This is a genomic window from Streptomyces sp. NPDC093018, from assembly GCF_040684035.1.
GTDB classification, from domain to species: Bacteria; Actinomycetota; Actinomycetes; order Streptomycetales; family Streptomycetaceae; genus Streptomyces; species Streptomyces murinus.
Window position 1 is genome coordinate 366,977 of sequence record NZ_JBFBFF010000004.1, and the last position, 24,052, is coordinate 391,028.

The following is a 24,052-nucleotide window of genomic DNA, read 5'->3' on the forward strand; positions in this document are numbered from 1 at the left end:
CAGAGTGCTCCCGTGCGGCGCCCGCGCCCCGGACGGCGGCCATCGCGCATCGCGCGGGCCGCGGACGTCACCGGTGGACGGCCCCTTCGGGCCGGTGCCGGAACCAGGCGCGGCGCCCGGGAGCCTGACGGGAGAAACGCCCGCATGCTTGAGCCGACCGAGCCCATCGAGGGTTCCGAACTGAACACACCGAGCGACACCCTGCCGCCGCGCAGGCGTCGCCGTGCCGCTTCCCGCCCCGCGGGTCCGCCCGTCGCGGCGGAGGCACCCACCGAGGTCACCGTCCCGGCCATACCGGCCGCGGAGGACACCGAGGAGACGGCGGAGACCGCCGCCGGGGCCCAGGCCCCGCAGGCGGCCGAGGAGGCCGCACCGGCCGCGCGTCCGCGCCGCCGTGCCGCCCGCCGCGCCTCGGCGCCCGCCGGGGCACCGGCCGCCGAGGCCGTCCAGCCCGCGGAGACCGTCGCACCGGCCGCCGCGGAGGTCACCGAGGGCGGCGAGGTCGTCGTCGGCGAGGAGGCCGCACCGCGGCGCACCCGCCGCCGCGCCACCCGCAGCGTCGCGACGCCGAGCGCGGAGGCGGAGGCCGCCGCCGAGACCCCGGCCGAGGCCGCCACCGAGCCCGCGGCCGAGGACGAGGCACCCGCCGCGCGTCCGCGCCGCCGTGCCGCACGTCGTGCCGCCGCGCCCGCCGCCGAGGTCACCGAGACCGTCGAACCCACCGCCGAGGCCGTCGAGACCCCGGCCGCTCCGGCCGAGCCGGCCGAGGAGGCGCCCGCCGCGCGTCCCCGCCGTCGTGCCACGCGTCGCGCGGCCGCGCCCGCCGGTGCGCCCGCCGCCGCCGAGGTGGCGGAGGCCGTCGAGCAGGCGGAGACCGTCGTGTCCCCGGCTGCCGCCCCGGCCGAGCCGGTCCGGGCGGAGGCGCCCGCCGCGCCCACCCGTCGCCGTGCCGCCCGCCGTGCCTCCGCGCCCGCCGGCTCGCCGGAGTCCGCCGAGGCCACCGAGACCGTCGTCCGGGTCACCGCCGAGGACGCTCCCGAGGCCGCCCCGGCCGAGGAGGAGCCCGCGGCCGAGGCCGCCCCCGCCCGTACCCGTCGCCGCGCCACCCGCCGCGCCTCCGCGCCCACCGGTGCGCCGAAGGCCGCCGAGGAGGCCCCCGCGGAGCCGGTCGTCGAGCCGGTCGCCGAGCTGGTCGCCGAGCCCGCCGTCGAGGCGCAGGCCCCCGCCGCCGAGGCCGAGAGCGCCGTGAGCGCCGAGAGCGAGGACGCCGCCCCGCGCCGTGCCCGCCGTCGTGCCACCCGCCGGGTCACCGCGCCCGAGAGCGCGCCCGCCGAGGCCGCGCACACCCCGGAGGTCCCCGTCACCACGCACACCACCGAGCCCGCGGCGGCCGCCGAGGCCGTCCCGGCCGCCGCCGAGGCGTCCGGGGCCGCCGAGACCCCCGCCCCGCGCCGCGCCCGGCGCCGGGCGGTGCGCCCCGCGTCCGGGTTCTCCGAGCCCGCGCGCGGTGCCGGGGCCGAGGAGGGCTCGCGCCGTCCGGCCCGTCCCGCCGTCGCCGTCTTCCAGGCGCCGGTGTTCGCCGAGCCGCGCTTCCAGACCCCCGAGCGGGCCGCCGCCGAGGCCGCCGCGGGAGCCACCGAGCCCGCCGAGCCCGTCGAGGCCGAGCAGCCCGCGGAGCCGCAGCAGCGCGCGGAGTACGCGGAGGAGCGCCCCGAGGCCGGTTCGCGCCGTCGCCGTCGCCGCCGCGCCGAGCGCGTGGAGGAGGCCCCGGCCGTCGAGGCCGCCGCCGAGGACGAGGACGAGGAGCCGGAGGGCGCCGAGGGCGAGGCCGAGGACGCCGACGGCTACGAGGAGTCCTCCTCGCGCCGCCGTCGCCGCCGGGGCGGCCGTCGCCGCCGTCGCGGGGACGCCGCCGAGGGCGAGGGCGGCGAGGAGTCCGAGGAACTGGCCGCCGAGCAGGCCGCGCAGGACGCCGAGGACACCGCCGAGCAGGAGGAAGAGGACGACGAGGAGGCGCACGGCGAGGAGTCGGGCGGCTCCAGTGCCGGCAGCCGTCGCCGTCGTCGCCGCCGTCGCCGTGCCGGTGAGTCCGCCGCGGACGGCGAGCCGTCCTCCGACGACCCGGAGCGTACGGTCGTCAAGGTCCGCGAGCCGCGCAAGCAGAGCGAGCCGTCCGACGAGGTGCAGTCCATCAAGGGCTCGACCCGTCTGGAGGCGAAGAAGCAGCGCCGCCGCGAGGGCCGTGAGCAGGGCCGCCGTCGTGTCCCGATCATCACCGAGGCCGAGTTCCTGGCCCGTCGTGAGGCCGTCGACCGGGTGATGGTCGTCCGCCAGCACGGCGAGCGCACCCAGATCGGCGTCCTTGAGGACAACGTGCTCGTGGAGCACTACGTCAACAAGGAGCAGTCGACGTCGTACGTCGGCAACGTCTACCTCGGCAAGGTGCAGAACGTGCTGCCGTCGATGGAGGCCGCCTTCATCGACATCGGCAAGGGCCGCAACGCCGTGCTGTACGCCGGTGAGGTCAACTTCGGCGCGCTCGGCATGGGCAACGGCCCGCGGCGCATCGAGTCCGCCCTCAAGTCCGGTCAGTCGGTCCTGGTGCAGGTCACCAAGGACCCGATCGGGCACAAGGGCGCGCGTCTGACCAGCCAGGTCTCCCTGCCGGGCCGCTACCTCGTGTACGTCCCCGAGGGCTCCATGACCGGCATCAGCCGCAAGCTGCCCGACACCGAGCGGGCCCGGCTGAAGACGATCCTCAAGAAGATCGTCCCCGAGGACGCGGGCGTCATCGTGCGCACCGCCGCCGAGGGCGCGAGCGAGGACGAGCTGCGCCGCGACGTCGAGCGGCTCCAGGCGCAGTGGGAGGACATCCAGAAGAAGGCCAAGAGCGGCAACGCGCCGACGCTGCTCTACGGCGAGCCGGACATGACCGTCCGGGTCGTGCGCGACATCTTCAACGAGGACTTCTCCAAGGTCATCGTCAGCGGTGACGAGGCCTGGCAGACCATCCACGGGTACGTCGCGCACGTCGCGCCCGACCTCGCGGGCCGCCTGTCGAAGTGGACCTCCGAGGTCGACGTCTTCGCCACCTACCGGATCGACGAGCAGCTCGCCAAGGCGCTGGACCGCAAGGTCTGGCTGCCCAGCGGCGGTTCGCTGGTGATCGACCGGACCGAGGCGATGGTCGTCGTCGACGTCAACACCGGCAAGTTCACCGGCCAGGGCGGCAACCTGGAGGAGACGGTCACCAGGAACAACCTGGAGGCGGCCGAGGAGATCGTGCGCCAGCTGCGGCTGCGCGACCTCGGCGGCATCATCGTGATCGACTTCATCGACATGGTCCTGGAGTCCAACCGCGACCTGGTGCTGCGCCGGCTGCTGGAGTGCCTGGGCCGTGACCGTACGAAGCACCAGGTGGCCGAGGTGACCTCGCTGGGCCTGGTGCAGATGACCCGTAAGCGGGTCGGCCAGGGCCTGCTGGAGTCCTTCTCCGAGACCTGTGTGCACTGCAACGGCCGTGGTGTCATCGTGCACATGGAGCAGCCCGGCTCCGCCGGTGCCGGTGGCGGCGGCAAGCGCAAGAAGCGCGGCCGTGGCGGCGACGCGCAGGAGCAGCCGCACGAGCACGAGCATGTGCACGAGACCGCCGCGGTCGCCGTGGAGAGCGCCGAGGCCGCCGAGCCGGAGACCGAGACGGCCGCCGAGGTGGCCGCCGAGATCGCCGAGCCGGTCGCCCTCACGCCCCCGGAGTTCGCGCCGGACGAGGAGCTGTACAGCAGCGTCGCCGAGGCGGAGGCGGCGGCCGGTCGCGGCCGTGGCCGCCGCCGGGCGAGCCGTCGTGCGTCGGCCCCGGCGGGCGCGCCGAAGGCGGAGAAGTCCGCAAGGAAGGCCGCCCGGACGAAGGACGCCGACGCCGAGCAGGAGGTCGCGCAGGACGCCGGCGCCGAGGCCGTCGTGCCGACCGCGCAGGACGTCACCGCCGAGGAGGCCGCGGCCCGTCCGGTGCGGCCCGAGCCGGCCGCCGAGGCGCTGGCCGAGCCCGCCGCGGCCGAGGACCAGGTGGTTCCGGCCCCCGAGGCCCCCGAGGCCGCCGAGGAGGCGCCCAAGGGCCGTACCCGCCGTCGGGCGACCCGGAAGGTGTCCGCACCGGCCGGTTCCCCCGCGGGTGCCGAGGCCACCGTGGTGACCGTCACCGAGACCGCGCCCGCGGCCCCGGTGGCGGAGCCCGCGGCCGAGGAGGCGCCGGCGCCCGCCGAGAGCGCCGCGCCGGCCCGTCCGCGCCGTCGCGCGGTGCGGCAGACGGCCGCGCCGACCGCGTCCGAGGAGACGGCCGTCGTGGTCGTCCCGGCGGCCGCGGAGGAGGCCCCCGCTGCGGAGGCTTCCGTCGAGGAGACCGAGGCTCCGGCGAAGAAGACCGCCCGCAAGGCGGCCAAGAAGGTGACGGCCAAGAAGGCGGCCACCAAGAAGACGGCGGCGAAGAAGACCGTCGCCAAGAAGACCGCCGCGAAGAAGACGACGGCCAAGAAGGCGGCCGCCACGAAGAAGACGGCGGCCAAGAAGACCGCGGCGACCCCGCAGTCGACCTCCGTCGACTGATCGGTCACCGGCACGTCTGGGTGCGGTCCTGTCCGCGAGGAGAGGGCCGCACCTGCTTTTTCGGCGGGCCCGGGGCACCGCGCCCCTCGGCCCGCGCCCCTGAACCGAAGGAGAGAACCGCGATGATAGGCCTCGTGCTGGCGGCCGGCGCCGGACGGCGACTGCGCCCCTACACGGACACCCTGCCCAAGGCCCTGGTGCCGGTCGGCGCACAGGACGCGCCCGAGGCCGTCTCCGTCCTGGACCTGACCCTGGGCAACTTCGCGGAGATCGGGCTGACCGAGGTCGCGGTCATCGTCGGCTACCGCAAGGAGGCCGTCTACGCGCGCCAGGCCGAGTTCGAGGAGAAGTACGGCCTCAAGCTCACCCTGATCGACAACGACAAGGCCGAGGAGTGGAACAACGCCTACTCCCTGTGGTGCGGGCGCGACGCGCTCAAGGACGGTGTGATCCTCGCCAACGGCGACACCGTGCACCCGGTCTCGGTCGAGAAGACGCTGCTGGCCGCCCGCGGTGACGGAAGGAAGATCATCCTCGCGCTGGACACCGTGAAGTCCCTGGCGGACGAGGAGATGAAGGTCGTCGTCGACCCTGAGAAGGGCATGACGCGGATCACCAAGCTGATGGACCCGGCCGAGGCGACCGGCGAGTACATCGGCGTGACCCTGATCGAGGGCGACGCGGCCGAGGAACTGGCCGACGCCCTGCGTACGACCTTCGAGCGCGACCCCCAGCTGTACTACGAGGACGGCTACCAGGAGCTGGTCGACCGCGGCTTCCGGATCGACGTGGCGCCCATCGGCGACGTCGACTGGGTCGAGATCGACAACCACGAGGACCTCGCCCGCGGGCGGGAGATCGCATGCCGGTACTGACCCGGCTGTTCCCCTCGCCGATCGTCATGGACATCCGCGCGGGTGCCCTGGACGATCTGGCGGGCGTGCTCGCCGACCAGCGCATCTCGGACTCCGGGCGGCTCGCCGTCGCCGTCAGCCGCGGTTACGGCGCCCAGCTGCGCGAACGCCTCGCCCCCGCGCTGCCCGCCGCCACCTGGTTCGAGGTGGGCGGCGGCACCCTGGACGAGGCGGTCGACCTGGCCGACCGGATGAAGTCCGGCGACTTCGACGCGGTCGTGGGCATCGGCGGCGGCAAGATCATCGACTGTGCGAAGTACTCGGCGGCGCGGATCGGCCTGCCCCTGGTCGTGGTGCCGACGAACCTCTCGCACGACGGCATCTGCTCGCCCGTGTCCAACCTGGACAACGACGCGGGGCGCGGCTCCTACGGAGTGCCCGCGCCCGTCGCCCTGTTCATCGACCTGGACGTGATCCGCGAGGCCCCGCTGCGCTTCGTGCGCTCGGGGATCGGCGACGCCCTGTCCAACATCTCCGCGGTCGCGGACTGGGAGCTGGACCACCGGATCAACGGCGAGAAGATCGACGGTCTCGCCGCGGCCATGGCCCGCCAGGCTGGTGAGGCGGTGCTGCGGCACCCCGGCGGCTGCGGCGACGACGGGTTCCTCACCGTGCTCTCCGAGGGGCTGGTGCTGACCGGTATCGCCATGTCGATAGCCGGGCACACCCGGCCCTCCTCGGGCGCCTGCCACGAGATCAGTCACGCGCTGGACCTGCTCTACCCCCGCCGGGCCGCCGCGCACGGCGAACAGGTGGGCCTCGGCGCCGCGTTCGCCATGTATCTGCGCGGCGACCACGACGGCTCCCGGCTGATCGTGGAGGGCCTGCGCAGGCACGGGCTGCCGGTGGCGGCCGAGGAGATCGGCTTCAGCGACGAGGAGTTCGTGCGGGCCGTGGCGTTCGCGCCGGAGACCCGGCCGGGCCGCTACACCATTCTGGAGCACCTCGGGCTGTCCGCCGAGGGGATCGCGGAGGCGTACGCCGGGTACGTCGCCGCGGCCGGACGCCCAGTTTGACCCCTACGGCCCCGGCCCGTAACCTTGACCGTCGGCGTGTCATAGAGCCCGCCACATCCCCGTAAACCTGTTCCTCCCGGACGCTAGGCCGGCCGGGAGAGGTCGCCCATGCGTATGCCGGGTGGCTGGCCTGCGGGGGTGCCGTTTCTTCGAGCGAAAGAGAGATCCGCGTGTACGCCATCGTGCGCAGCGGTGGTCGCCAGCACAAGGTTGCTGTCGGCGACATCGTTGAGGTTGACAAGATTTCCACCGCCAAGGTTGGCGACACGGTCGAGCTCTCGACCCTGCTCGTTGTCGACGGCGACGCTGTGACCAGCGACCCGTGGGTGCTGGCCGGCATCAAGGTCCAGGCCGAGGTCGTGGACCACCACAAGGGCCAGAAGATCGACATTCTGCGCTACAAGAACAAGACCGGCTACCGCCGTCGGCAGGGCCACCGCCAGCAGTACACGGCGATCAAGGTCACGTCGATCCCCACGGCTGCGAAGTAAGGGACTGAGAAGACATGGCACACAAGAAGGGCGCATCGTCCACCCGGAACGGTCGCGACTCCAATGCCCAGCGGCTCGGCGTGAAGCGCTTCGGCGGTCAGGTCGTCAACGCTGGTGAGATCCTGGTCCGCCAGCGCGGTACCCACTTCCACCCCGGCGCCGGTGTCGGCCGTGGCGGCGACGACACCCTGTTCGCCCTGCTGCCGGGCGCGGTGGAGTTCGGTACCCACCGTGGCCGCAAGGTCGTGAACATCGTTCCGGTCGCCTGAATCACCTGATTCGGCATCGAACGTTTCGCGAGGCGGACCTCACTTCCCGTTCGGGAAGGCGGGTCCGCCTTTCGCGTGTTAGTACCTAGACATACCCGTAATTTCTGGAGGCACTGAACCATGACCACCTTCGTGGACCGCGTCGAACTGCATGTCGCCGCGGGTAACGGGGGCCACGGCTGTGCCTCCGTCCACCGTGAGAAGTTCAAGCCGCTGGGCGGCCCGGACGGCGGTAACGGCGGGCGTGGCGGTGACGTCATCCTGACCGTGGAGCAGTCGGTCACCACGCTGCTCGACTACCACCACTCCCCGCACCGCAAGGCCACCAACGGCAAGCCCGGCGAGGGCGGCAACCGCGCCGGCAAGGACGGCCAGGACCTGGTCCTGCCGGTCCCGGACGGCACCGTGGTGCTCGACAAGGCGGGCAATGTCCTCGCCGACCTGGTCGGGCAGGGGACGTCGTACATCGCCGCCCAGGGCGGCCGCGGCGGCCTCGGCAACGCGGCGCTGTCCTCGGCCCGCCGCAAGGCGCCCGGCTTCGCGCTGCTCGGTGTGCCCGGGGACCTCCAGGAGGTCGTCCTGGAGCTGAAGACCGTCGCCGACGTGGCGCTGGTCGGTTACCCGAGCGCCGGCAAGTCCTCGCTGATCTCGGTGCTCAGCGCCGCGAAGCCGAAGATCGCGGACTACCCCTTCACCACCCTGGTGCCCAACCTCGGTGTGGTCACCGCGGGCTCCACCGTCTACACCATCGCCGACGTGCCGGGACTGATCCCGGGCGCCAGCCAGGGCAAGGGCCTGGGCCTGGAGTTCCTGCGGCACGTGGAGCGGTGCAGCGTGCTGGTGCACGTCCTGGACACCGCGACCCTGGAGTCCGACCGCGACCCGCTCTCCGACCTCGACATCATCGAGGAGGAGCTGCGGCAGTACGGCGGTCTCGACAACCGGCCCCGCATCGTCGTCCTGAACAAGGTCGACGTGCCCGACGGCAAGGACCTCGCCGAGATGGTCCGCCCCGACCTGGAGGCCCGCGGCTACCGCGTCTTCGAGGTGTCGGCGGTCGCCCACATCGGTCTGCGCGAACTGTCCTTCGCCCTCGGCGACCTGGTCGGCAAGGCGCGTGCGGCCAAGCCCAAGGATGAGGCCACGCGGATCGTCATCCGGCCCAAGGCCGTGGACGACGCCGGCTTCACCGTCACCCGTGAGGAGGTCGACGGCGAGCCGCTGTTCCGGGTCCGCGGCGAGAAGCCCGAGCGCTGGGTGCGCCAGACCGACTTCAACAACGACGAGGCCGTCGGCTACCTCGCCGACCGGCTCAACCGCCTCGGTGTGGAAGAGAAGTTGATGAAGGCGGGCGCCCGGGGCGGCGACGGCGTCGCCATCGGCCCCGAGGAGAACGCGGTCGTCTTCGACTGGGAGCCGTCGGTCACGGCGGGCGCCGAGATGCTCGGCCGCCGCGGTGAGGACCACCGCTTCGAGGCTCCCCGCCCCGCGGCCCAGCGCCGCCGGGACCGGGACGCCGAGCGGGACGAGGCCGGCCGGGAGTTCGACGACTTCGAGCCGTTCTAAAACAGAGCCGATGACGTCTTAGGCAGAGCCGATGACGTTTTAGACGGAGCCGATGACAGAGGGCGGGCCCGGAGGAGAAATCCTCCGGGCCCGCCCTCTGCCGTATCCGCTGCGGGGGCCGTATCAGCCCTCGGTCAGCTCCTGGCCGACGTAACCGCGCAGCCAGGTCCGGAACTCCGGGCCCAGGTCCTCGCGTTCGCATGCGAGCCGGACGATGGCGCGCAGATAGTCGCCGCGGTCGCCGGTGTCGTAGCGGCGGCCGCGGAAGACGACGCCGTGCACCGGGCCGCCCAGCTTCTCGTCGGTGGCGAGCTGCTGGAGCGCGTCGGTCAGCTGGATCTCGCCGCCGCGGCCCGGCTCGGTCTCGCGCAGGACACCGAAGATCTGCGGAGCCAGCACATAACGGCCGATGACCGCGTAGTTGGAGGGGGCGTCGGCGGGGTCGGGCTTCTCGACCAGGCCACTGATCTTGACGACGTCGCCCTCGGCGGTGGCCTCGACGGCGGCGCAGCCGTAGAGGTGGATCTGCTCGGGCGCGACCTCCATGAGGGCGATCACGCTGCCGCCGTGCTGCTCCTGGACCTCGATCATGCGCTGGAGCAGGGGGTCGCGCGGGTCGATCAGGTCGTCGCCGAGGAGGACCGCGAAGGGCTCGTGGCCGACGTGCGGGGCGGCGCACAGCACGGCGTGGCCGAGCCCCTTCGGGTCGCCCTGGCGGACGTAGTGCATGGTCGCCAGATCGCTGGACTCCTGCACCTTCGCGAGCCGGCTCGCGTCGCCCTTCTTCTGCAGGGCCGACTCCAGCTCGTAGTTCCGGTCGAAGTGGTCCTCCAGGGGACGCTTGTTACGACCGGTGATCATCAGGACGTCGTCGAGCCCCGCGGACACGGCCTCCTCGACCACGTACTGGATCGCGGGCTTGTCGACGACCGGCAGCATCTCCTTGGGAGTGGCCTTGGTCGCCGGCAGGAAGCGGGTACCGAGACCCGCCGCCGGTATGACCGCCTTGGAAATGGTGGGGCGGGAAGCCATCAGGTGTTCGTCTCTCTCGTTTAGCGCGTCGGGCGCCGTGCGGCCGGGGTTCGGTCCCGGCCGCGTTCGGGCGTCGATGAGCCGTGCTCAGGCGTGGCGGGGCCCGGCTCAGGCGTCGATGAGGCCGTGCTCACCGGTGGGCTGCCGCGGGATGCGGGCCTTGGCGATCGCCCCCGGCGCGGGCGCGGGCGTCCGGTCGTCCAGCGGAAGCACCGCGGGGGTGGTCTCCCGCTGGCCGAGGAAGAGCCGGCGCACCACACGCTCGGCCGCGTTTCCGTCGTCGAACTGCACGAAGCGCTCACGGAACGCGGCACGCAGCTCGGCGGCCTCGGAGCCGTTCCAGGCGCCGGACCGGAAGACCTCGATCAGCTGGTCCTCGTCGGTCGCGGTCGCACCCGGCGTCTCGCCCGGCTGGCCGGAGAGGATGTCGAAGTAGACACCGCGGGCCTTGCGGTAGACCTCCCAGTCGTCCGCGTAGGTGACGATCGGGCGGTCCAGGCACGCGTAGTCGAACATGATGGACGAGTAGTCCGTGATCAGCGCGTCGGCGGCCAGGCAGAGGTCCTCCACCACCGGGTACGTCGACACGTCCTTGATCAGACCGCGCTCCTGGAGGGCCTCCAGGCGGGGGTCGGCGCCGTAGAAGTAGTGCGTGCGCACCAGGACGACGAAGTCCGGGCCGAGCTCGGAGCAGAAGCGCTCCAGGTCGATCCGGGGGACGTAGCCCTTCTGGTAGTCGCGCACGGTCGGGCAGTACAGGATGGCCTTCTTGCCGTCCTCGATGCCCAGCTCGCGGCGGATGCGCAGGACGTCGTCACCGTCGGTGCGGAAGAAGACGTCGTTGCGCGGGTAGCCGAACTCGATCGCCTCGAACGCGCAGGGGTAGACCCGCTCCCAGTTCTCCGTGGAGTGCTGGTTGGAGGTGAGGCTCAGGTCCCACTTGTCGGCCCGCTCCAGCATCTTGGCGAAGCTCATGTTCTTCGCCGCCGCCGGGTACTTCTGCTGGTCGATGCCCATCTGCTTCAGCGGGGTGCCGTGATGGGTCTGGAGGAAGACCTGCTCGGGGCGCTTGACGATGTTGTTCGGGAAGTTGACGTTGTTGACGAGGTACTTGGCGCGGGCCATGACCTCCCAGTAACGCGGCGAGTTGGCCACCACGTAGTCGACGCCCGCGGGGACGCTGTCCACCATGTCGCGGCGCACGATCCACACCCCGTGCACGTTCGGGGCGAGTTCCTTGGCCTTGTGGTAGATCGCGGCCGGGTTGCAGGCGACACCGCGGTTCCAGTAGGCCGCGTAGACCGCGAGGTTCTCGTCCACCGGGCGGCGCAGGTGCAGCCGGTACAGCCGGTTGTAGGCGGTCTTGCCAAGCTTGGTCTTGACCTTGGTGGCGCGCTGGATGACCTGGCGGCGGGTGTTGCCGGCGGCGGTCACCGCGGCGTACGCCGTGTAGGAGCCGCGCTCCAGCAGCTGGAACCGGACGCCCTGGGAGCCCTCGGGGAGCACGAAGCCCTTGGGCTTGTAGCGCTTGTACGAGGCGGCCGCGAGCTTGAAGAACTCCGCGCGGTCCTTGGGGACGATGCGGTCCTCGCGGGCCAGCGTGAACAGGTAGTGGCTCGCCGCGCGCTCGAACAGCAGGGCGCGCACGGGCTCGGTCTCGGGGTGCTGGTCGAGGAACTCGAAGAGGCGCGCGTACTGCTGGAAGATGCCGAAGTGCTTGCGGCCGGGCGTCCGCATGGAGTTGCCCTGGCGGCGCTGGCGGTACTCGACGCAGACGTGGTCGGTGGCGGCGATGGTCTCCGCGGTCAGCATGGTCTTGTAGACCATGAGCGCGTCCTCGTAAATGCCGTCCGTGAAGATGAAGTTGTTGCCGACGTAGAACTCGCGGCGGTAGGCGCGGTTCCAGACGACGGCGAACATGGTGAGGAAGTCCGGCCGTTCGAGGGCCGTGAAGACGTCCGTGCCCGCGCTCGCGAGGAGTTCACCGGCCGCGCTCGCCTGGACCCGGTTGTTCCAGTACGTGCGGACGTGGTTGAGCAGCAGGATGTCCGGGTCGCCCGTGGCCTCCAGCCGGTCGGCGATCGCCTGGAGCGCGCCGTCGGCCAGGGTGTCGTCGCTGTCCAGGAAGAGGATGTACTCGCCGCGGGACTTCAGCGCACCGGCGTCACGCGCCTTTCCGATGCCCTGGTTCTCCTCCAGGTGCACGGGTATGACGCGGCTGTCGAGGGCGGCGTATTCATCGAGTATCCGACCGCAGGCGTCGGGCGAGTGGTCGTCGATGGCGACGATCTCGAAGTCCTCGAAGGACTGGGACAGAATGGAGTCCAAGCACGCACGCAGATATCCCTGGACTTTGTAGACAGGGACGACAACGCTTATTTTCGGCGAAGCGTTTCCATTCGCTACGGGCATGCTTGGGGCTCCTGGACTGTCGGTCAGACTCTCAACCGCCTCCCGCTGCCGGTGCGGAGCGGAAGGCGAGAGGCACAAGGAGTGCGAGGTTAAGGGGCGTTTAACCCTACCCTAACGTGCCCTACCGGATGGTCTCACCGTACGACCGCACGGCACCTCGTGGCCCGGGTGTGGCGTGACTCACGGGCGCGGGCGCAGGGCTCCCGAGGTGGCCGGATCCGGCATCGCGGGCCGGGCGGCGGTGGCACCGGAACATGGCCGTCCGTCCGGGTAAGAGAAGGTGAGCCCACGGTGAGAACGGCGCTTTCGGCGGCGCGAACCGGACGATCCGGTCAACCTGCCCGCGCGGCCCCGCCGGGGCCCGTGGTGCGGAAGTTGTGCGTTCCGGTCCATGGTTTCGGGCGGGATGTGGTGGATTCGACACCGATCCACACGGCGCGGTCGCAATCCCGGCGCCCGGCCGGGCACCGGTCGGGGCACCCGGCGCGGCGGCGGTGGCGCCTCGCGCGGTGAGCAGGGGCGCCATGGCGAAGGAATTCCCGCCCGAGAACCGGAAAAGAAAAAGCGGCGCGTCCTTCGTGAATTACGAACCTCGGAAATGGCCGCGAGTTATCCCTTTCCCTCATCGGTTCCTCGGTGTCGTCCGCCCGGTGACCGGTGTCCGCCCGGTGAAACCGGAGCGCGCCGAAGGCCCCCGGTCGCGTACATTGCGCAGCACGAGGCCGGTACACGGGCGAAAGGGACGGCGGGCAAGGTGGCAAGCGCGAGGCAGGCCGTGGGCGCGGCCCGCAGGATCGTCGTCAAGGTGGGGTCCTCCTCCCTGACCAGTGCGGCGGGCGGGCTGGACGCCGACCGGGTGGACGCCCTGGTGGATGTGCTGGCCAAGAGCCGGAGCAAGGGGGAGCGGGAGGTCGTCCTGGTCTCCTCCGGTGCCATCGCCGCCGGGCTCGCGCCGCTCGGGCTGCGCCGCCGGCCCCGGGACCTCGCCCGGCAGCAGGCCGCCGCCAGCGTCGGGCAGGGGCTGCTGGTCGCCCGGTACACCGCCTCCTTCGCCCGGTACGGCATCCGCGTCGGCCAAGTCCTGCTCACCAGCGACGACATGAGCCGCCGCGCCCATCACCGCAACGCCTCGCGCACCCTCGACAAGCTCCTCGCGATGGGCGCCCTGCCGATCGTCAACGAGAACGACACCGTCGCCACCGACGAGATCCGCTTCGGCGACAACGACCGGCTCGCCGCCCTCGTCGCCCACCTCGTCCACGCCGACCTGCTCGTCCTCCTCTCCGACGTCGACGGTGTCTACGACGGGGACCCCAGCAGGCCCGGCACCTCCCGGATAGCGGAGATCCACGGCCCCGAGGACCTCGCCGGCGTCGAGATCGGCAGCGCGGGCAGGGCGGGCGTCGGCACCGGCGGCATGGTGACCAAGGTGGAGGCCGCCCGGATCGCGGCCGCCGCCGGCATCCCGGTGGTGCTGACCTCCGCCGTGCACGCGGCGGACGCCCTCGGCGGCGGCGACACCGGCACGTACTTCCACCCCACCGGCAAGCGCTCCGCCGACCGGCTGCTCTGGCTCCAGCACGCCTCCACCCCGCAGGGCGCGCTCACCCTGGACGACGGCGCCGTGACGGCGGTCGTCCAGGGCCGCAAGTCGCTGCTGCCCGCCGGGATCGCCGCCGTAGAGGGCGAGTTCAGCGCGGGCGACCCCGTGGAACTGCGGGACACCGGGGGCCGCGCGGTGGCGCGGGGGCTCGTCAGCTTCGACGCCAAGGAGATCCCCCGGCTGATCGGACGTTCGACCCACGAGCTGGCACGCGAACTGGGTCCGGCGTACGAACGCGAGGTCGTACACAGGGACGACCTGGTGCTCCTGCACGGGTGACACTCGTACAGCGGGGCGCCCCCGGGAGCCTCCGGTGGGGGACGTTCCGTAAAACCGCCCCGCGAAGCCTTACGGCCTGCTCAACTTTGTGTGCGAGACATGTTTCCGAGCACTTGGGTGAAGGAGGCCGTCGTGAGACGAGTGCGCCCTGGGGGTACCACCCGAGGTGCCCTGACGAGCGTCGCGGCCGGGAACACCTACGAGGAACCCAGGGACCTGCCCCGGCTGTGGCACGTCACCCTCAGCGTGGCCGGCAAGAGCGTCCCCCTCGCGGACCTGCGCCGGTCCCTGGAACAGCTGGCTCATGACCACCCCTTCCTGCTGACCAGCAGATACGCGAGCGATCACGCCGAGATCCGGTACTGGGAAGAGGCCCGCGACCTGCATGACGCGGCCGCGGTCGCACTGCGCCTGTGGGGCGAGCACCGGCTCAGCGCCGGACTGCCCCCGTGGGAGATCGTCGGCCTGGAGGTCATCGACCGCGAGACGTACCACCAGCGCATCGCGGAGGGGTACGGACCGCCGCCCGCGACCCCCGTAGGGGTCCACCCCTTCTGAGCCCTTACCGGGGATTTCCGGGGTTTTCGTCTCGGGGTGTGGAACGTGCGCGGAAAGGCTCCGCACCGCGCACTACCCTTCCCCCATGACCACGCTCTCGCCGTACGACTCGATGTCCCCGGTCACCCAGGCCGCCTACCGGGCCAGGGCCGCCGCCGCCGACCTCGCGCCGCTGCCGCGCGCCGTGAAGGACGACGCGCTGCTGGCGATCGCCGACGCCCTGGAGGTACGCACCGGGGAGATCATCGAGGCCAACGCCAAGGACGTGGCCAAGGCGCGCGAGAGCGGCACCAGCGAGGCCATCGTGGACCGGCTGACCCTCACCCCCGAGCGGGTCCGGGCCATCGCCGCCGACGTCCGCGACGTGGCGGGGCTGCCCGACCCGGTCGGCGAGGTGGTCCGCGGCTCCACCCTGCCCAACGGCATCGACCTGCGCCAGGTCCGCGTCCCGCTCGGCGTCGTCGGCATCGTCTACGAGGCCCGGCCCAATGTCACCGCGGACGCCGCCGCGCTCTGCCTGAAGTCCGGCAACGCGGTCCTGCTGCGCGGCTCCGCCTCCGCCTACGAGTCCAACACCGCCCTCGTCCGGGTGATCCGGGACGCGGTCGGCGGCGCCGGGCTGCCCGCCGACGCCGTACAGCTGGTGCCGGGGGAGAGCCGCGAGTCCGTGCGCGAGCTGATGCGCGCCCGCGGCCTGGTCGACGTCCTCATCCCGCGCGGCGGCGCCTCCCTGATCAGGACCGTGGTCAGCGAATCCACCGTGCCCGTCATCGAGACCGGCACCGGCAACTGCCACGTCTACGTCGACGCGCAGGCCGACATCGACATGGCGATCGACATCCTCGTCAACTCCAAGGCCCAGCGGGTCAGCGTGTGCAACGCGGCCGAGACCCTGCTGGTCCACCAGGACATCGCCGCCGAGTTCCTGCCCCGCGCCCTGGACGCGCTGGCCGAGGCCGGGGTCACCGTGCACGCGGACGAGCGGGTCATGGCCCACGCCGAGGGCTCGAAGGCCACCGTGGTCGAGGCGACCCCGGAGGACTGGGAGACCGAGTACCTGTCGTACGACATCGCCGCCGCCGTCGTGGACTCCCTCGACAAGGCCGTCGAGCACATCCGGCTGTGGACCTCCGGGCACACCGAGGCGATCGTCACCACCTCCCAGCAGGCCGCCCGCCGGTTCACCCAGTTGGTCGACTCGACCACGGTCGCCGTGAACGCCTCCACCCGGTTCACCGACGGCGGCCAGTTCGGCTTCGGCGCGGAGATCGGCATCTCCACCCAGAAGCTGCACGCCCGGGGCCCGATGGGCCTGCCGGAGCTGACCAGCACCAAGTACATCGTCACCGGCGACGGGCACGTCCGCCGCTGACACCCGGCCCGGCGGGCGTCTCGACAGGTGGATGAATTTCCGTACCGTCTGCCCAAATTGACCCCCCAGGTCTACTCTGGACGTGTGCCGGAGGACGTGGGGGGCACGCCGTTCCCTGACGGCTGGGAGCCCGACGACGACCACGACCGCGGGGTGTCGGACGAAGAGTTCGCCTCCGTGGTCTTCGACGAGGATTTCGTACGGGCGGCCACGGTCCATGAACCGACCGCCGTCGAACGCCTCCTTGCCGCCGCGGAGGCCAGAGCCGAGGCCTCCGAGGCCGCCCGCCGCGCCCGCGCCCGGGGCGAGCGGTACGACGACGCCTACGGGGGCGCCGATCTCGGCGAGGACCCGGACGACGACGATGTCGACGAGCTGGACGACGTCTACGCCCTCGACCGGGGACCCTTCGACGGCCACGGCAGACAGGCCCGCTGGCACCGGCCGGTGGCCTGGGTGCTCGCCGTGGTGATGGGCGTCGGCATGGTCGCCCTCGCCTTCGCCGCGGTCTACCGGGGCGCCTCCTCGGGCACCCGGGACCAGCTGCCGTCGTCCACCACGACGGGCCAGAACCAGCTGCCCACGGTGTCTCCCGTGCGCCCCACGGTGTCGGCGGTGCCCCACCTGCCCTGATCGGCTCCGGGTGAGGAGTTGTCAGAAGTTGTGGCAGAGCGGGGCGTTTACCCGGGGCCCCACAAACCCACTCTGAAAGTATGGGCGGGCCTGCAGACCCACCGGAGGGGACACCCGAGGGCGGCCCCGGTGGTGCGGAGGACGAATACCGATCCGTCGTGTTCGACGAGTCGTTCGTGCGTGCTGCCCGGCTCCAGGAGTACTCGGCCGAGGAACGGATGGCCGACCACGCGCCCGCCGTGCGCCGCAGGCCGCTGCACCGGGGGCTCGTCCGCCAGGCGATGATCCTGGCGCTGCTGATCGCCGTGGCCTTCGGCACCGCCGTCTACATGGGGGTGTGCCATCCGTACGACTCCGCAGAGGCCCCCCGGCCCGTGGAGCCGCTGCGGATGACGGTCATACCGCTCGCCCCGCAGGGCAAGGTGCCCGGCGGGACGGACGCGGAGACGCTGTACGCGCACAGCCCCGCCGCGCAGTACGACATCGGCGCCGAGGGCGTCCCGCTGCCGGCCGCGCGGGGCACCGCGCACTTCTCCGACAGCCAGGTCATGACGGCGCTGACCACGGCCAAGGACTACATCGTCCGCTCCGCGCTCTACCCGGAGGTGCTCACCGGGCACGAGACGGCCCCCGCGCGGGCGCTGGTGGACTCCGACCAGCTCGCCCAGTTCGACCAGAGCTTCGCCCGTCCGGCGGCGGACGGGCGGCACGCCCCGACCGGCTGGGTGGTGCGCCTGGACCCGGCCCGCGACCGGCTGGCCGACGACCGGATCCGGGTCCGGGGCGCTCTGCGCTTCACCGAGGCGGACCCGGCCACCCTGGAGGTCAGCGCCGACCACACCTTCGTCTACGCCCTGCGCCCCACCGGCACCGCGAGCGCCCCCGTCTCCCTCTTCACCGTCCGCCGCGCGCTGACCTTCCGCTTCACCCGCGACGACCTGCGCACCCGCCAGATCCAGCTGACCACGGCCTATGTCGAGGCCGGCCCGCTGTCCTGCGCCGAGGACTCCACGGCGTACCTCCGCCCCCTGCTGGCGGGCCAGGCCCCCCACCCGGGCGCTCCCGCGGGCACCGATCCGTACCGGACGGACAGCCCCGCCTCCTTGTGCGGCACACTGGCCACGGGGGCGGGGCCCAGGGCGTGAGCGGGTGTGACCGGGCGTGAGGGGAGCGACCAGGGGGCGCGTCTTCCTCCCGTGGCGGCCCGTCTCCGCTGTACGGCGGCTGGGCGGTCGAACCGCCCGCCTTTCCGCTCGTCGGCATGTCGATCCGCCGGGCGGATCCCGGTCGTCGGCCGGGCACCCGGCGATGCCGAATCGGCCGCACTCGCAGCGCCTGCCGTACCTCGTCCAAAGCCTTCCGCCCGACCGGAGCCCCCGTCGCGCCCCGACCGGAGCCGCCGCCGGTGCCGGGGCCCGACCCGAGCCGCCGCCAGGCCCCGGCAGACTCCCACCGGGCGCACGCCGGAGTCCTGCCGGGCGCACGCCGGAGTCCCGCCGGGCCCGGGGCCCCGCGGGACTCCGGCCCCGGGCCGCGTGCCGTCCTACTCGGCCGCCGGCGCCGGACCGCCCTTGGCCGGCGGGGGGCTCTTGAAACCGTCGAAGCCGCGCTTGACGCGGCCGCCCAGATCGCCCGCGCCGCCCGCCAGATCGCTGACCAGCTTCATCAGCGGGTCCTTGGAGTCCTTGACATCGCTCGCGTAGCTCGCCGCGGACTCCCGGAAGGAGTCGCTGACCTTGGCGTCCTTGTCGTCGTCGCGGCGCGGGTAATGGCCGTCCATGATCCGCTGGTAGTCCCGGGACTCGGCCCACTTCTTCAGCTCGGAGGCGCGCACGGTGGTGAACGGGTGCGAGCGGGGCAGCACGTTCAGGATCTTCAGCACGGAGTCGCGCAGGTCGCCGCCGGAGTCGTACTCCTCGGCCTGCTCCAGGAACGCGTCCACGTTCATCTCGTGCAGGTGGTTGCCGCCCGCGATCTTCATCAGGCCGCGCATCGAGGCCCGTACGTCCTGGCCGACCAGCAGCCCGGCCCGGTCCGCGGACAGTTCGGACTTGCGGAACCACTCCCGCAGCGCCGCGATGATCGCCATGATCGCGAGATTGCCCAGCGGGATCCAGGCGACCTTGATCGCCAGGTTCGTCAGGAACAGCAGGACGGTGCGGTACACGGAGTGCCCGGACAGCGCGTGGCCGACCTCATGGCCGACGACCGCGCGCATCTCCTCCTCGTCCAGCAGCTCCACCAGACCCGTGGAGATCACGATGATCGGCTCGTCCAGGCCGATGCACATCGCGTTCGGCTGCGGGTCCTGGGTGACATACATCGGCGGGACCTTCGGCAGGTCCAGGATGTAGCAGGCGTCCAGCAGCATGTCGTGCAGATGGCCGAACTGCCGTTCGGAGACGCGCACCGAGTCGGACAGGAAAAGCAGCCGCAGGCTCCGCTCCGGCAGCAGTCCGCTCAGTGCCTTGAACACCTGGTCGAACCCGCTGAGCTTGCGCAGCGCCACCAGGGCGGACCGGTCCGCCGGGTGCTCGTACGCCCGCGAGGAGATCCCCGGAAAGCGCGTCCGCTGCCTGCTGGGCACCCGCTCGTGCCCGCTCTGCCGATCGCCGTCGTGCATGTCTTCCCCCAAGTGCGTGTGAGTGCGGTGAGCCCCCGAGGCGGGGTTCAGCCTAGGCGGAGATACCGTGGACGGGCAGACAGCCGAAGGAGTCCACGCCATGGAGCACCACCCCGCAGCCGCCCGGCTGACCGAGGCCGCAGCGAGCGCCGCCCAGCAGCAGGGGGGCGGAGGCGACATGCTCCGCATCGTGCTGATCGTCATGATCCTGGGCTGCGCGCTGACCGCCTGGTTCCTGCTGCGCGGCTACAAGCAGAAGGACGACTGAGGGGCGGCGGGAGTTCCCCGCCCGGGCCCCCAGGCCCCCGCCCGGGCCCCCGCGCTTCCCAACGGCGGAGTCGGCGTGATCGCCGAAGGACCGCCCGCATACGATGAGTCGACGTCTTTATCCCGCCCACACGCGATAGGTCCTGTCGAAGATGATGCTCACCAGCGCCGCAGCCCCGCTGATCTCCCTCGCCGCCGAAGAGGGCGGCCACCACGACAGCCTGAACCCCGCCGTCACCGGCGGCGCCGCCTTCATCATCCTGCTTCTCCTGCTGTGGATCACCACCCGCTTCAACCGCGACCGCTGAGCCGGGGGACCGGCCCCGGCCGGACCCCGAGGACCGGGCCGGTAGGGTCTGCACGCATGGGAGAGCAGGACATGCCTACCGGTCCGGCGCACGATGGCGCCGACGACGCCGACATGACCGACCAGCCGCAGTACCGCAGGCACCGGCCGGGCCACGGCCCCGCCCGCTCCGGCAAGCGGCGCCTGGGCGTCATGGGCGGCACCTTCGACCCGATCCACCACGGGCACCTCGTGGCGGCCAGCGAGGTCGCCGCGCAGTTCCAGCTGGACGAGGTGGTGTTCGTCCCCACCGGCCAGCCGTGGCAGAAGTCCCACCGTCTGGTCTCCCCGGCCGAGGACCGCTATCTGATGACGGTCATCGCCACCGCCGAGAACCCGCAGTTCTCCGTCAGCCGCATCGACATCGACCGCGGCGGCCCCACCTACACCGTGGACACCCTGCGCGACCTGCGCGCCCTCAACCCGGACACCGACCTGTTCTTCATCACCGGTGCCGATGCCCTCGCCCAGCTGCTGACCTGGCGCGACAGCGAGGAGCTCTTCTCCCTCGCGCACTTCATCGGCGTCACCCGGCCCGGCCACCACCTCAGCAACCCGGGACTGCCGGAGGGCGGCGTCTCGCTGGTCGAGGTTCCGGCGCTCGCCATTTCCTCCACAGACTGCCGTGCGAGAGTCGCCAAGGGCGACCCCATCTGGTACATGGTGCCGGACGGAGTCGTGCGCTACATCGACAAGCGCGAGCTGTACCGCGGCGAGTGAGCCGAGAGGGGCACCGGTGAACGACCGATACGACGCGGGACAGTACGAGATCGTCGGCTACGACGAGTACGGACAGCCCGTCTACCGCCAGGTTCCGGCGCAGCAGACTCCGGGCGGTTCCGGGGCGGGGTCCGGGGCCTACGACCCCTACGCCCAACAGCAGGGATACGGCTACGACCCCTACGGCACCGGCACCTCTCAGCCGGCGCAGCCGTACGGGTCGTACGGCACCGGGCAGCAGCCGCAGGTCCCGTCGTACCCCTCGGCCGACGGCTACTCCGACAACGATGGCTACCACAGCAACGACGGCTACGGCGGCTACGACCCCTACGGGAGCCAGGGCCAGGGGCACGGGGGGAATTCCGGGAACTTCGGGAACTCCGGGTACGACCCCTACGGGCAGGCCGCGAGCAGCGGGCCCCAGCCCCGGGTCGCCGAGCAGACCGCGCACATCCCCCAGCAGGCGCGCCCCCAGGACCCGCCCCGGCACAACCCGTACGCGGAACTCGCGAGCGACGAGGACAGGGGCGACGGCGACGACGGGCACGCGGACGGCGAACCGGACTACCGCACCGAGCAGTTCGCGTTCGTGGAGGAGCCGGACGGCGACTCCGAGGACGTCATCGACTGGCTGAAGTTCACCGAGAACCGCACCGAGCGCCGCGAGGAGGCCCGCCGCCGCGCCCGCAGCCGGCTCGTCGCCCTCGGCGTCGTCCTCGCCCTGGTCGCGGCCGGCGGTGTCGGCTACCTCTGGTACGCCGGGAAGCTGCCCTTCCTGTCCTCCTCCGGCGCGGGCGGCGGCACGGCGGCAGCGGTCGGCGCCCAGAAGCGCGACGTGATCGTCGTCCATCTGCACAACACCGGTAAGCGCGGCACCTCCACCGTGCTGCTGGTCGACAACACCACCACCAAGCGGGGCAGCACCGTCCTGCTGCCCAACTCCCTGGCGCTGACCGACGACGACGGCTCCACCACGACCCTCGCCAAGTCGGTCGACGAGGACGGCTCCTCCGGCACCCGCGACCAGTTGGACACCGTCCTCGGCACCAACATCCAGGGCACCTGGCGTCTGGACACGCCCTACCTGCAGAACCTGGTCGATCTCGTCGGCAACATCGACATGGACACCAATGTCGCCGTGCCCGACCCGGACGCCAAGAAGAAGGGCGCCGAGCCGCTCGTCGCCAAGGGCAGCGATCAGACCCTCAGCGGCAAGATGGCCGTCGCCTACGCCACCTACCGGGCCCCCGGCGAGTCGGAGAACGCCCAGCTGGAGCGGTTCGGGCAGGTCATACAGGGCGTGCTGCGCAAGATCTCGACCGACGCCTCGGACGCCACGGTCACCGTGCAGAGCCTCGCGCAGATCCTCGACCCCTCGCTCACCGACAAGGACCTCGGCACCTTCCTGGCCAAGCTCGCCGATCTCGCCAAGGAGGGCGACTACAGGACGGCTCTGCTGCCGGTGCAGCCGGACGGCACGCTCACCGCCCAGACCAGCGACAGCGTGGTCAAGGACATCCTCGGCGGCACCGCCAAGAGCCCCGACGCCGGCAGCGCGGTCCGCGTCTCGGTGCAGAACGCCACCGGGGTCAAGGACGACACCGAGCAGGCCCGCGTGGTGCTCCTGAACGGCGGCTTCACCTTCCTGGAGGGCGGCAGCGGCGGCAGCAAGGCGACCTCGAAGGTCGTCTACCAGGACGCCTCGGACAAGCAGAACGCCACCGAGGTCGCCAAGACCCTCGGCCTGCCCGCGGGCTCCGTCACCAAGGGCTCGGTCTCCTCGGGAGCCGATGTCTCGGTGGTCCTGGGCCAGGACTACAAGCCGTCCGCCTCCTGAGCGCGCGCCGGGGCGCCTTTCGCGAGCCACTGCTCGCGGGAGGCGCCCTTGGCGATGCCTTTAATCACGTGGGGTGCCCCCGGCGGTCCGTGAGACCCTTGAGGTTCAGTGCCCGCCGACGGAAAGCCACGCAGTGACCGCCACCGATCGTTCCCTTGAGCTCATCAACACCGCCGCCCAGGCGGCTGCCGACAAGCTCGCCCATGACGTCATCGCCTACGACGTCAGCGACGTCCTGTCGATCACGGACGCCTTCCTGCTCGCTTCCGCGCCGAACGACCGCCAGGTCAAGGCCATCGTCGACGAGATCGAGGAGCGCCTCCAGAAGGAGCTCGGCGCCAAGCCGGTGCGCCGCGAGGGCGACCGCGACGCCCGCTGGATCCTGCTCGACTACGTCGACATCGTGGTCCATGTCCAGCACAGCGAGGAGCGTGTCTTCTACGCCCTGGAGCGGCTGTGGAAGGACTGCCCCGAGCTGGAGCTGCCCGCCGACGCCAAGGCCACCCGCGGCAAGGGCGAGGAGCACGCCAAGCTCCTGGAGTCCGAGACCGACGGGGAGCCGGGCGGGCAGTGGTGATGAGCGCCACGGGTGAGGTGACCGACCGCAGGGACCGGGGCCGCCGCGTCATCCTGTGGCGGCACGGCCAGACCTCGTGGAACGTGGAGCGCCGCTTCCAGGGCAGCACCGATGTGCCGCTGACCGAGACCGGTGTCGGGCAGGCCCGCCGTGCCGCCCGGCTGCTGGCCTCCCTGGCGCCCGACGCGATCGTCTCCTCGGACCTGACGCGGGCCGCGGACACGGCCGCCGAGCTGGCCGCCCTCACCGGTCTCGACGTCACCCGCGAGGAGGGCCTGCGCGAGACCTACGCGGGCGTCTGGCAGGGGCTGACGCACGCGGAGATCATCGCCCGCCACGGCGACGAGTACGCCGCCTGGAAGCGCGGTGAGGCGATCCGCCGGGGCGGAGGCGAACTGGAGACCGAGGTCGCCGACCGGGCCGCGCCCGTCGTCCTGCGGCATGTGGAGAAGCTGCCGGTGGACGGCACCCTGGTGGTCGTCAGCCACGGCGGCACCATCCGCACCACCATCGGCCGGCTGCTGGGCCTCCAGGCCCCGCACTGGGAGAGCCTCGGCGGCCTCTCCAACTGCTGCTGGTCCGTGCTGGGCGAGGGCGCGCGCGGCTGGCGCCTGCTGGAGCACAACGCGGGCACCCTGCCCGAGCCGGTCCTCGGCGACGACGACTGAGCCCGCGGCGGCGCCGGCACCCCGGATTTCACTTTCCGGCAGGTCACAGGCTAAAGTTCTTCTTGTTCGCCCCGCCGAGCGGGAAGAACACAGCAAGGGGCTATAGCTCAGTTGGTAGAGCGCCTGCATGGCATGCAGGAGGTCAGGAGTTCAATTCTCCTTAGCTCCACAGGAGGAAGATCCCGTCCCCGTCAGGGGGCGGGATCTTCTGTTTGTGCTACTGAAGCGTCGCTGACCGTGTCGGTCCCCTCATGGCAGAATCGGACGGCC

The 24,052-nt window shown here is 72.0% G+C and carries 20 protein-coding genes and 1 tRNA gene; 18 read left to right on the forward strand and 3 right to left on the reverse strand.

Translation table 11 applies throughout. The features are described from left to right. Window positions 1-144 precede the first annotated feature (144 nt). The 6 genes from AB0N90_RS12265 to obgE all read left to right on the forward strand — a co-directional run bounded on the left by AB0N90_RS12265 (window position 145) and on the right by obgE (window position 8,855). Window positions 145-4,599: an Rne/Rng family ribonuclease gene (locus AB0N90_RS12265; protein ID WP_365195396.1), complete on the forward strand. Its 4,455-nt coding sequence runs from the start codon at window positions 145-147 to the stop codon at window positions 4,597-4,599. A gap of 122 nt (window positions 4,600-4,721) precedes the next feature. Further along, window positions 4,722-5,474: a phosphocholine cytidylyltransferase family protein gene (locus AB0N90_RS12270; RefSeq protein ID WP_361668078.1), complete on the forward strand. Its 753-nt coding sequence runs from the start codon at window positions 4,722-4,724 to the stop codon at window positions 5,472-5,474. Further along, on the forward strand, window positions 5,462-6,529 hold the full coding sequence (locus AB0N90_RS12275) for an iron-containing alcohol dehydrogenase family protein (RefSeq protein ID WP_365195399.1): 1,068 nt from the start codon (window positions 5,462-5,464) through the stop codon (window positions 6,527-6,529). The genes AB0N90_RS12270 and AB0N90_RS12275 overlap by 13 nt, the downstream gene beginning before the upstream one ends. Window positions 6,530-6,699: 170 nt before the next feature. Further along, window positions 6,700-7,020 (forward strand): 50S ribosomal protein L21, encoded by a 321-nt coding sequence (gene rplU, locus AB0N90_RS12280; RefSeq protein WP_009188585.1) that lies wholly within the window; start codon window positions 6,700-6,702, stop codon window positions 7,018-7,020. 14 nt (window positions 7,021-7,034) lie between these two features. Then, window positions 7,035-7,289: a 50S ribosomal protein L27 gene (rpmA, locus tag AB0N90_RS12285; RefSeq protein ID WP_030779398.1), complete on the forward strand. Its 255-nt coding sequence runs from the start codon at window positions 7,035-7,037 to the stop codon at window positions 7,287-7,289. A gap of 120 nt (window positions 7,290-7,409) precedes the next feature. Continuing rightward, window positions 7,410-8,855, forward strand: coding sequence for a GTPase ObgE (gene obgE / locus AB0N90_RS12290; RefSeq protein WP_361668072.1), 1,446 nt, complete (start codon window positions 7,410-7,412; stop codon window positions 8,853-8,855). Between the two features lie 123 nt (window positions 8,856-8,978). Here obgE and galU read toward each other — a convergent pair whose 3' ends face one another. Beyond that, entirely contained in the window at window positions 8,979-9,887 is a 909-nt protein-coding gene (galU, locus tag AB0N90_RS12295; RefSeq protein WP_365195402.1) for a UTP--glucose-1-phosphate uridylyltransferase GalU, read from the reverse strand. A gap of 108 nt (window positions 9,888-9,995) precedes the next feature. Further along, window positions 9,996-12,299: a bifunctional glycosyltransferase family 2 protein/CDP-glycerol:glycerophosphate glycerophosphotransferase gene (locus tag AB0N90_RS12300; RefSeq protein WP_365195404.1), complete on the reverse strand. Its 2,304-nt coding sequence runs from the start codon at window positions 12,297-12,299 to the stop codon at window positions 9,996-9,998. 775 nt (window positions 12,300-13,074) lie between these two features. On the opposite strand from AB0N90_RS12300, the gene proB reads away from it, so the two are divergent. The 5 genes from proB (at window position 13,075) to AB0N90_RS12325 (ending at window position 17,889) form a co-directional block, all read left to right on the forward strand. Beyond that, the gene (proB, locus tag AB0N90_RS12305; protein WP_365195807.1) at window positions 13,075-14,181 is read left to right on the forward strand and encodes a glutamate 5-kinase; all 1,107 of its coding nucleotides are present in this window, start codon (window positions 13,075-13,077) and stop codon (window positions 14,179-14,181) included. Between the two features lie 132 nt (window positions 14,182-14,313). After that, the gene (locus AB0N90_RS12310; protein ID WP_365195406.1) at window positions 14,314-14,739 is read left to right on the forward strand and encodes a hypothetical protein; all 426 of its coding nucleotides are present in this window, start codon (window positions 14,314-14,316) and stop codon (window positions 14,737-14,739) included. Window positions 14,740-14,824: 85 nt separating this feature from the next. Further along, complete coding sequence (locus AB0N90_RS12315; protein WP_085564704.1) at window positions 14,825-16,111, forward strand: glutamate-5-semialdehyde dehydrogenase; 1,287 nt, start codon at window positions 14,825-14,827, stop codon at window positions 16,109-16,111. Window positions 16,112-16,168: 57 nt separating this feature from the next. Then, window positions 16,169-16,744 carry a hypothetical protein gene (locus AB0N90_RS12320; RefSeq protein ID WP_365195410.1) on the forward strand — a complete coding sequence of 192 codons (576 nt, stop codon included), beginning with the start codon at window positions 16,169-16,171 and terminating at the stop codon, window positions 16,742-16,744. Window positions 16,745-16,824: 80 nt separating this feature from the next. Continuing rightward, on the forward strand, window positions 16,825-17,889 hold the full coding sequence (locus tag AB0N90_RS12325; protein WP_365195412.1) for a hypothetical protein: 1,065 nt from the start codon (window positions 16,825-16,827) through the stop codon (window positions 17,887-17,889). A 398-nt stretch (window positions 17,890-18,287) separates the two neighbouring features. Here the strand turns inward: AB0N90_RS12325 and AB0N90_RS12330 are convergent, their stop codons facing one another. Continuing rightward, the gene (locus AB0N90_RS12330) at window positions 18,288-19,367 is read right to left on the reverse strand and encodes a M48 family metallopeptidase (RefSeq protein WP_361668057.1); all 1,080 of its coding nucleotides are present in this window, start codon (window positions 19,365-19,367) and stop codon (window positions 18,288-18,290) included. A gap of 100 nt (window positions 19,368-19,467) precedes the next feature. On the opposite strand from AB0N90_RS12330, the gene AB0N90_RS12335 reads away from it, so the two are divergent. The 7 genes from AB0N90_RS12335 (at window position 19,468) to AB0N90_RS12365 (ending at window position 23,951) form a co-directional block, all read left to right on the forward strand. Then, the gene (locus AB0N90_RS12335) at window positions 19,468-19,635 is read left to right on the forward strand and encodes a hypothetical protein (protein WP_086810095.1); all 168 of its coding nucleotides are present in this window, start codon (window positions 19,468-19,470) and stop codon (window positions 19,633-19,635) included. Between the two features lie 151 nt (window positions 19,636-19,786). Continuing rightward, window positions 19,787-19,942, forward strand: a complete 156-nt coding sequence (locus AB0N90_RS12340; protein WP_164932529.1) for a hypothetical protein — start codon at window positions 19,787-19,789, stop codon at window positions 19,940-19,942. A 56-nt stretch (window positions 19,943-19,998) separates the two neighbouring features. Beyond that, the gene (gene nadD / locus AB0N90_RS12345; protein WP_172427520.1) at window positions 19,999-20,700 is read left to right on the forward strand and encodes a nicotinate-nucleotide adenylyltransferase; all 702 of its coding nucleotides are present in this window, start codon (window positions 19,999-20,001) and stop codon (window positions 20,698-20,700) included. A gap of 16 nt (window positions 20,701-20,716) precedes the next feature. Beyond that, window positions 20,717-22,537, forward strand: a complete 1,821-nt coding sequence (locus tag AB0N90_RS12350; RefSeq protein WP_365195416.1) for a LytR C-terminal domain-containing protein — start codon at window positions 20,717-20,719, stop codon at window positions 22,535-22,537. A gap of 133 nt (window positions 22,538-22,670) precedes the next feature. Beyond that, window positions 22,671-23,114, forward strand: a complete 444-nt coding sequence (rsfS, locus tag AB0N90_RS12355; protein WP_361668051.1) for a ribosome silencing factor — start codon at window positions 22,671-22,673, stop codon at window positions 23,112-23,114. Next, window positions 23,114-23,782 (forward strand): histidine phosphatase family protein, encoded by a 669-nt coding sequence (locus AB0N90_RS12360; RefSeq protein ID WP_361668049.1) that lies wholly within the window; start codon window positions 23,114-23,116, stop codon window positions 23,780-23,782. Before rsfS ends, AB0N90_RS12360 begins: the two co-directional genes overlap by 1 nt. Window positions 23,783-23,878: 96 nt before the next feature. After that, window positions 23,879-23,951, forward strand: a tRNA-Ala gene (locus AB0N90_RS12365). Window positions 23,952-24,052 lie beyond the last annotated feature (101 nt).

Coding starts and splice junctions, on each gene's coding strand:
- AB0N90_RS12300 (WP_365195404.1), bottom strand. CDS start 12,299: ATGCCCGTAGCGAATGGAAACGCTTCGCCGAAAATAAGCGTTGTCGTC.
- AB0N90_RS12330 (WP_361668057.1), bottom strand. CDS start 19,367: ATGCACGACGGCGATCGGCAGAGCGGGCACGAGCGGGTGCCCAGCAGG.
- AB0N90_RS12315 (WP_085564704.1), top strand. CDS start 14,825: ATGACCACGCTCTCGCCGTACGACTCGATGTCCCCGGTCACCCAGGCC.
- nadD (WP_172427520.1), top strand. CDS start 19,999: ATGGGAGAGCAGGACATGCCTACCGGTCCGGCGCACGATGGCGCCGAC.
- rpmA (WP_030779398.1), top strand. CDS start 7,035: ATGGCACACAAGAAGGGCGCATCGTCCACCCGGAACGGTCGCGACTCC.
- AB0N90_RS12270 (WP_361668078.1), top strand. CDS start 4,722: ATGATAGGCCTCGTGCTGGCGGCCGGCGCCGGACGGCGACTGCGCCCC.
- AB0N90_RS12360 (WP_361668049.1), top strand. CDS start 23,114: ATGAGCGCCACGGGTGAGGTGACCGACCGCAGGGACCGGGGCCGCCGC.
- galU (WP_365195402.1), bottom strand. CDS start 9,887: ATGGCTTCCCGCCCCACCATTTCCAAGGCGGTCATACCGGCGGCGGGT.
- AB0N90_RS12335 (WP_086810095.1), top strand. CDS start 19,468: ATGGAGCACCACCCCGCAGCCGCCCGGCTGACCGAGGCCGCAGCGAGC.
- obgE (WP_361668072.1), top strand. CDS start 7,410: ATGACCACCTTCGTGGACCGCGTCGAACTGCATGTCGCCGCGGGTAAC.
- AB0N90_RS12340 (WP_164932529.1), top strand. CDS start 19,787: ATGATGCTCACCAGCGCCGCAGCCCCGCTGATCTCCCTCGCCGCCGAA.
- AB0N90_RS12325 (WP_365195412.1), top strand. CDS start 16,825: ATGGGCGGGCCTGCAGACCCACCGGAGGGGACACCCGAGGGCGGCCCC.
- AB0N90_RS12265 (WP_365195396.1), top strand. CDS start 145: ATGCTTGAGCCGACCGAGCCCATCGAGGGTTCCGAACTGAACACACCG.
- AB0N90_RS12275 (WP_365195399.1), top strand. CDS start 5,462: ATGCCGGTACTGACCCGGCTGTTCCCCTCGCCGATCGTCATGGACATC.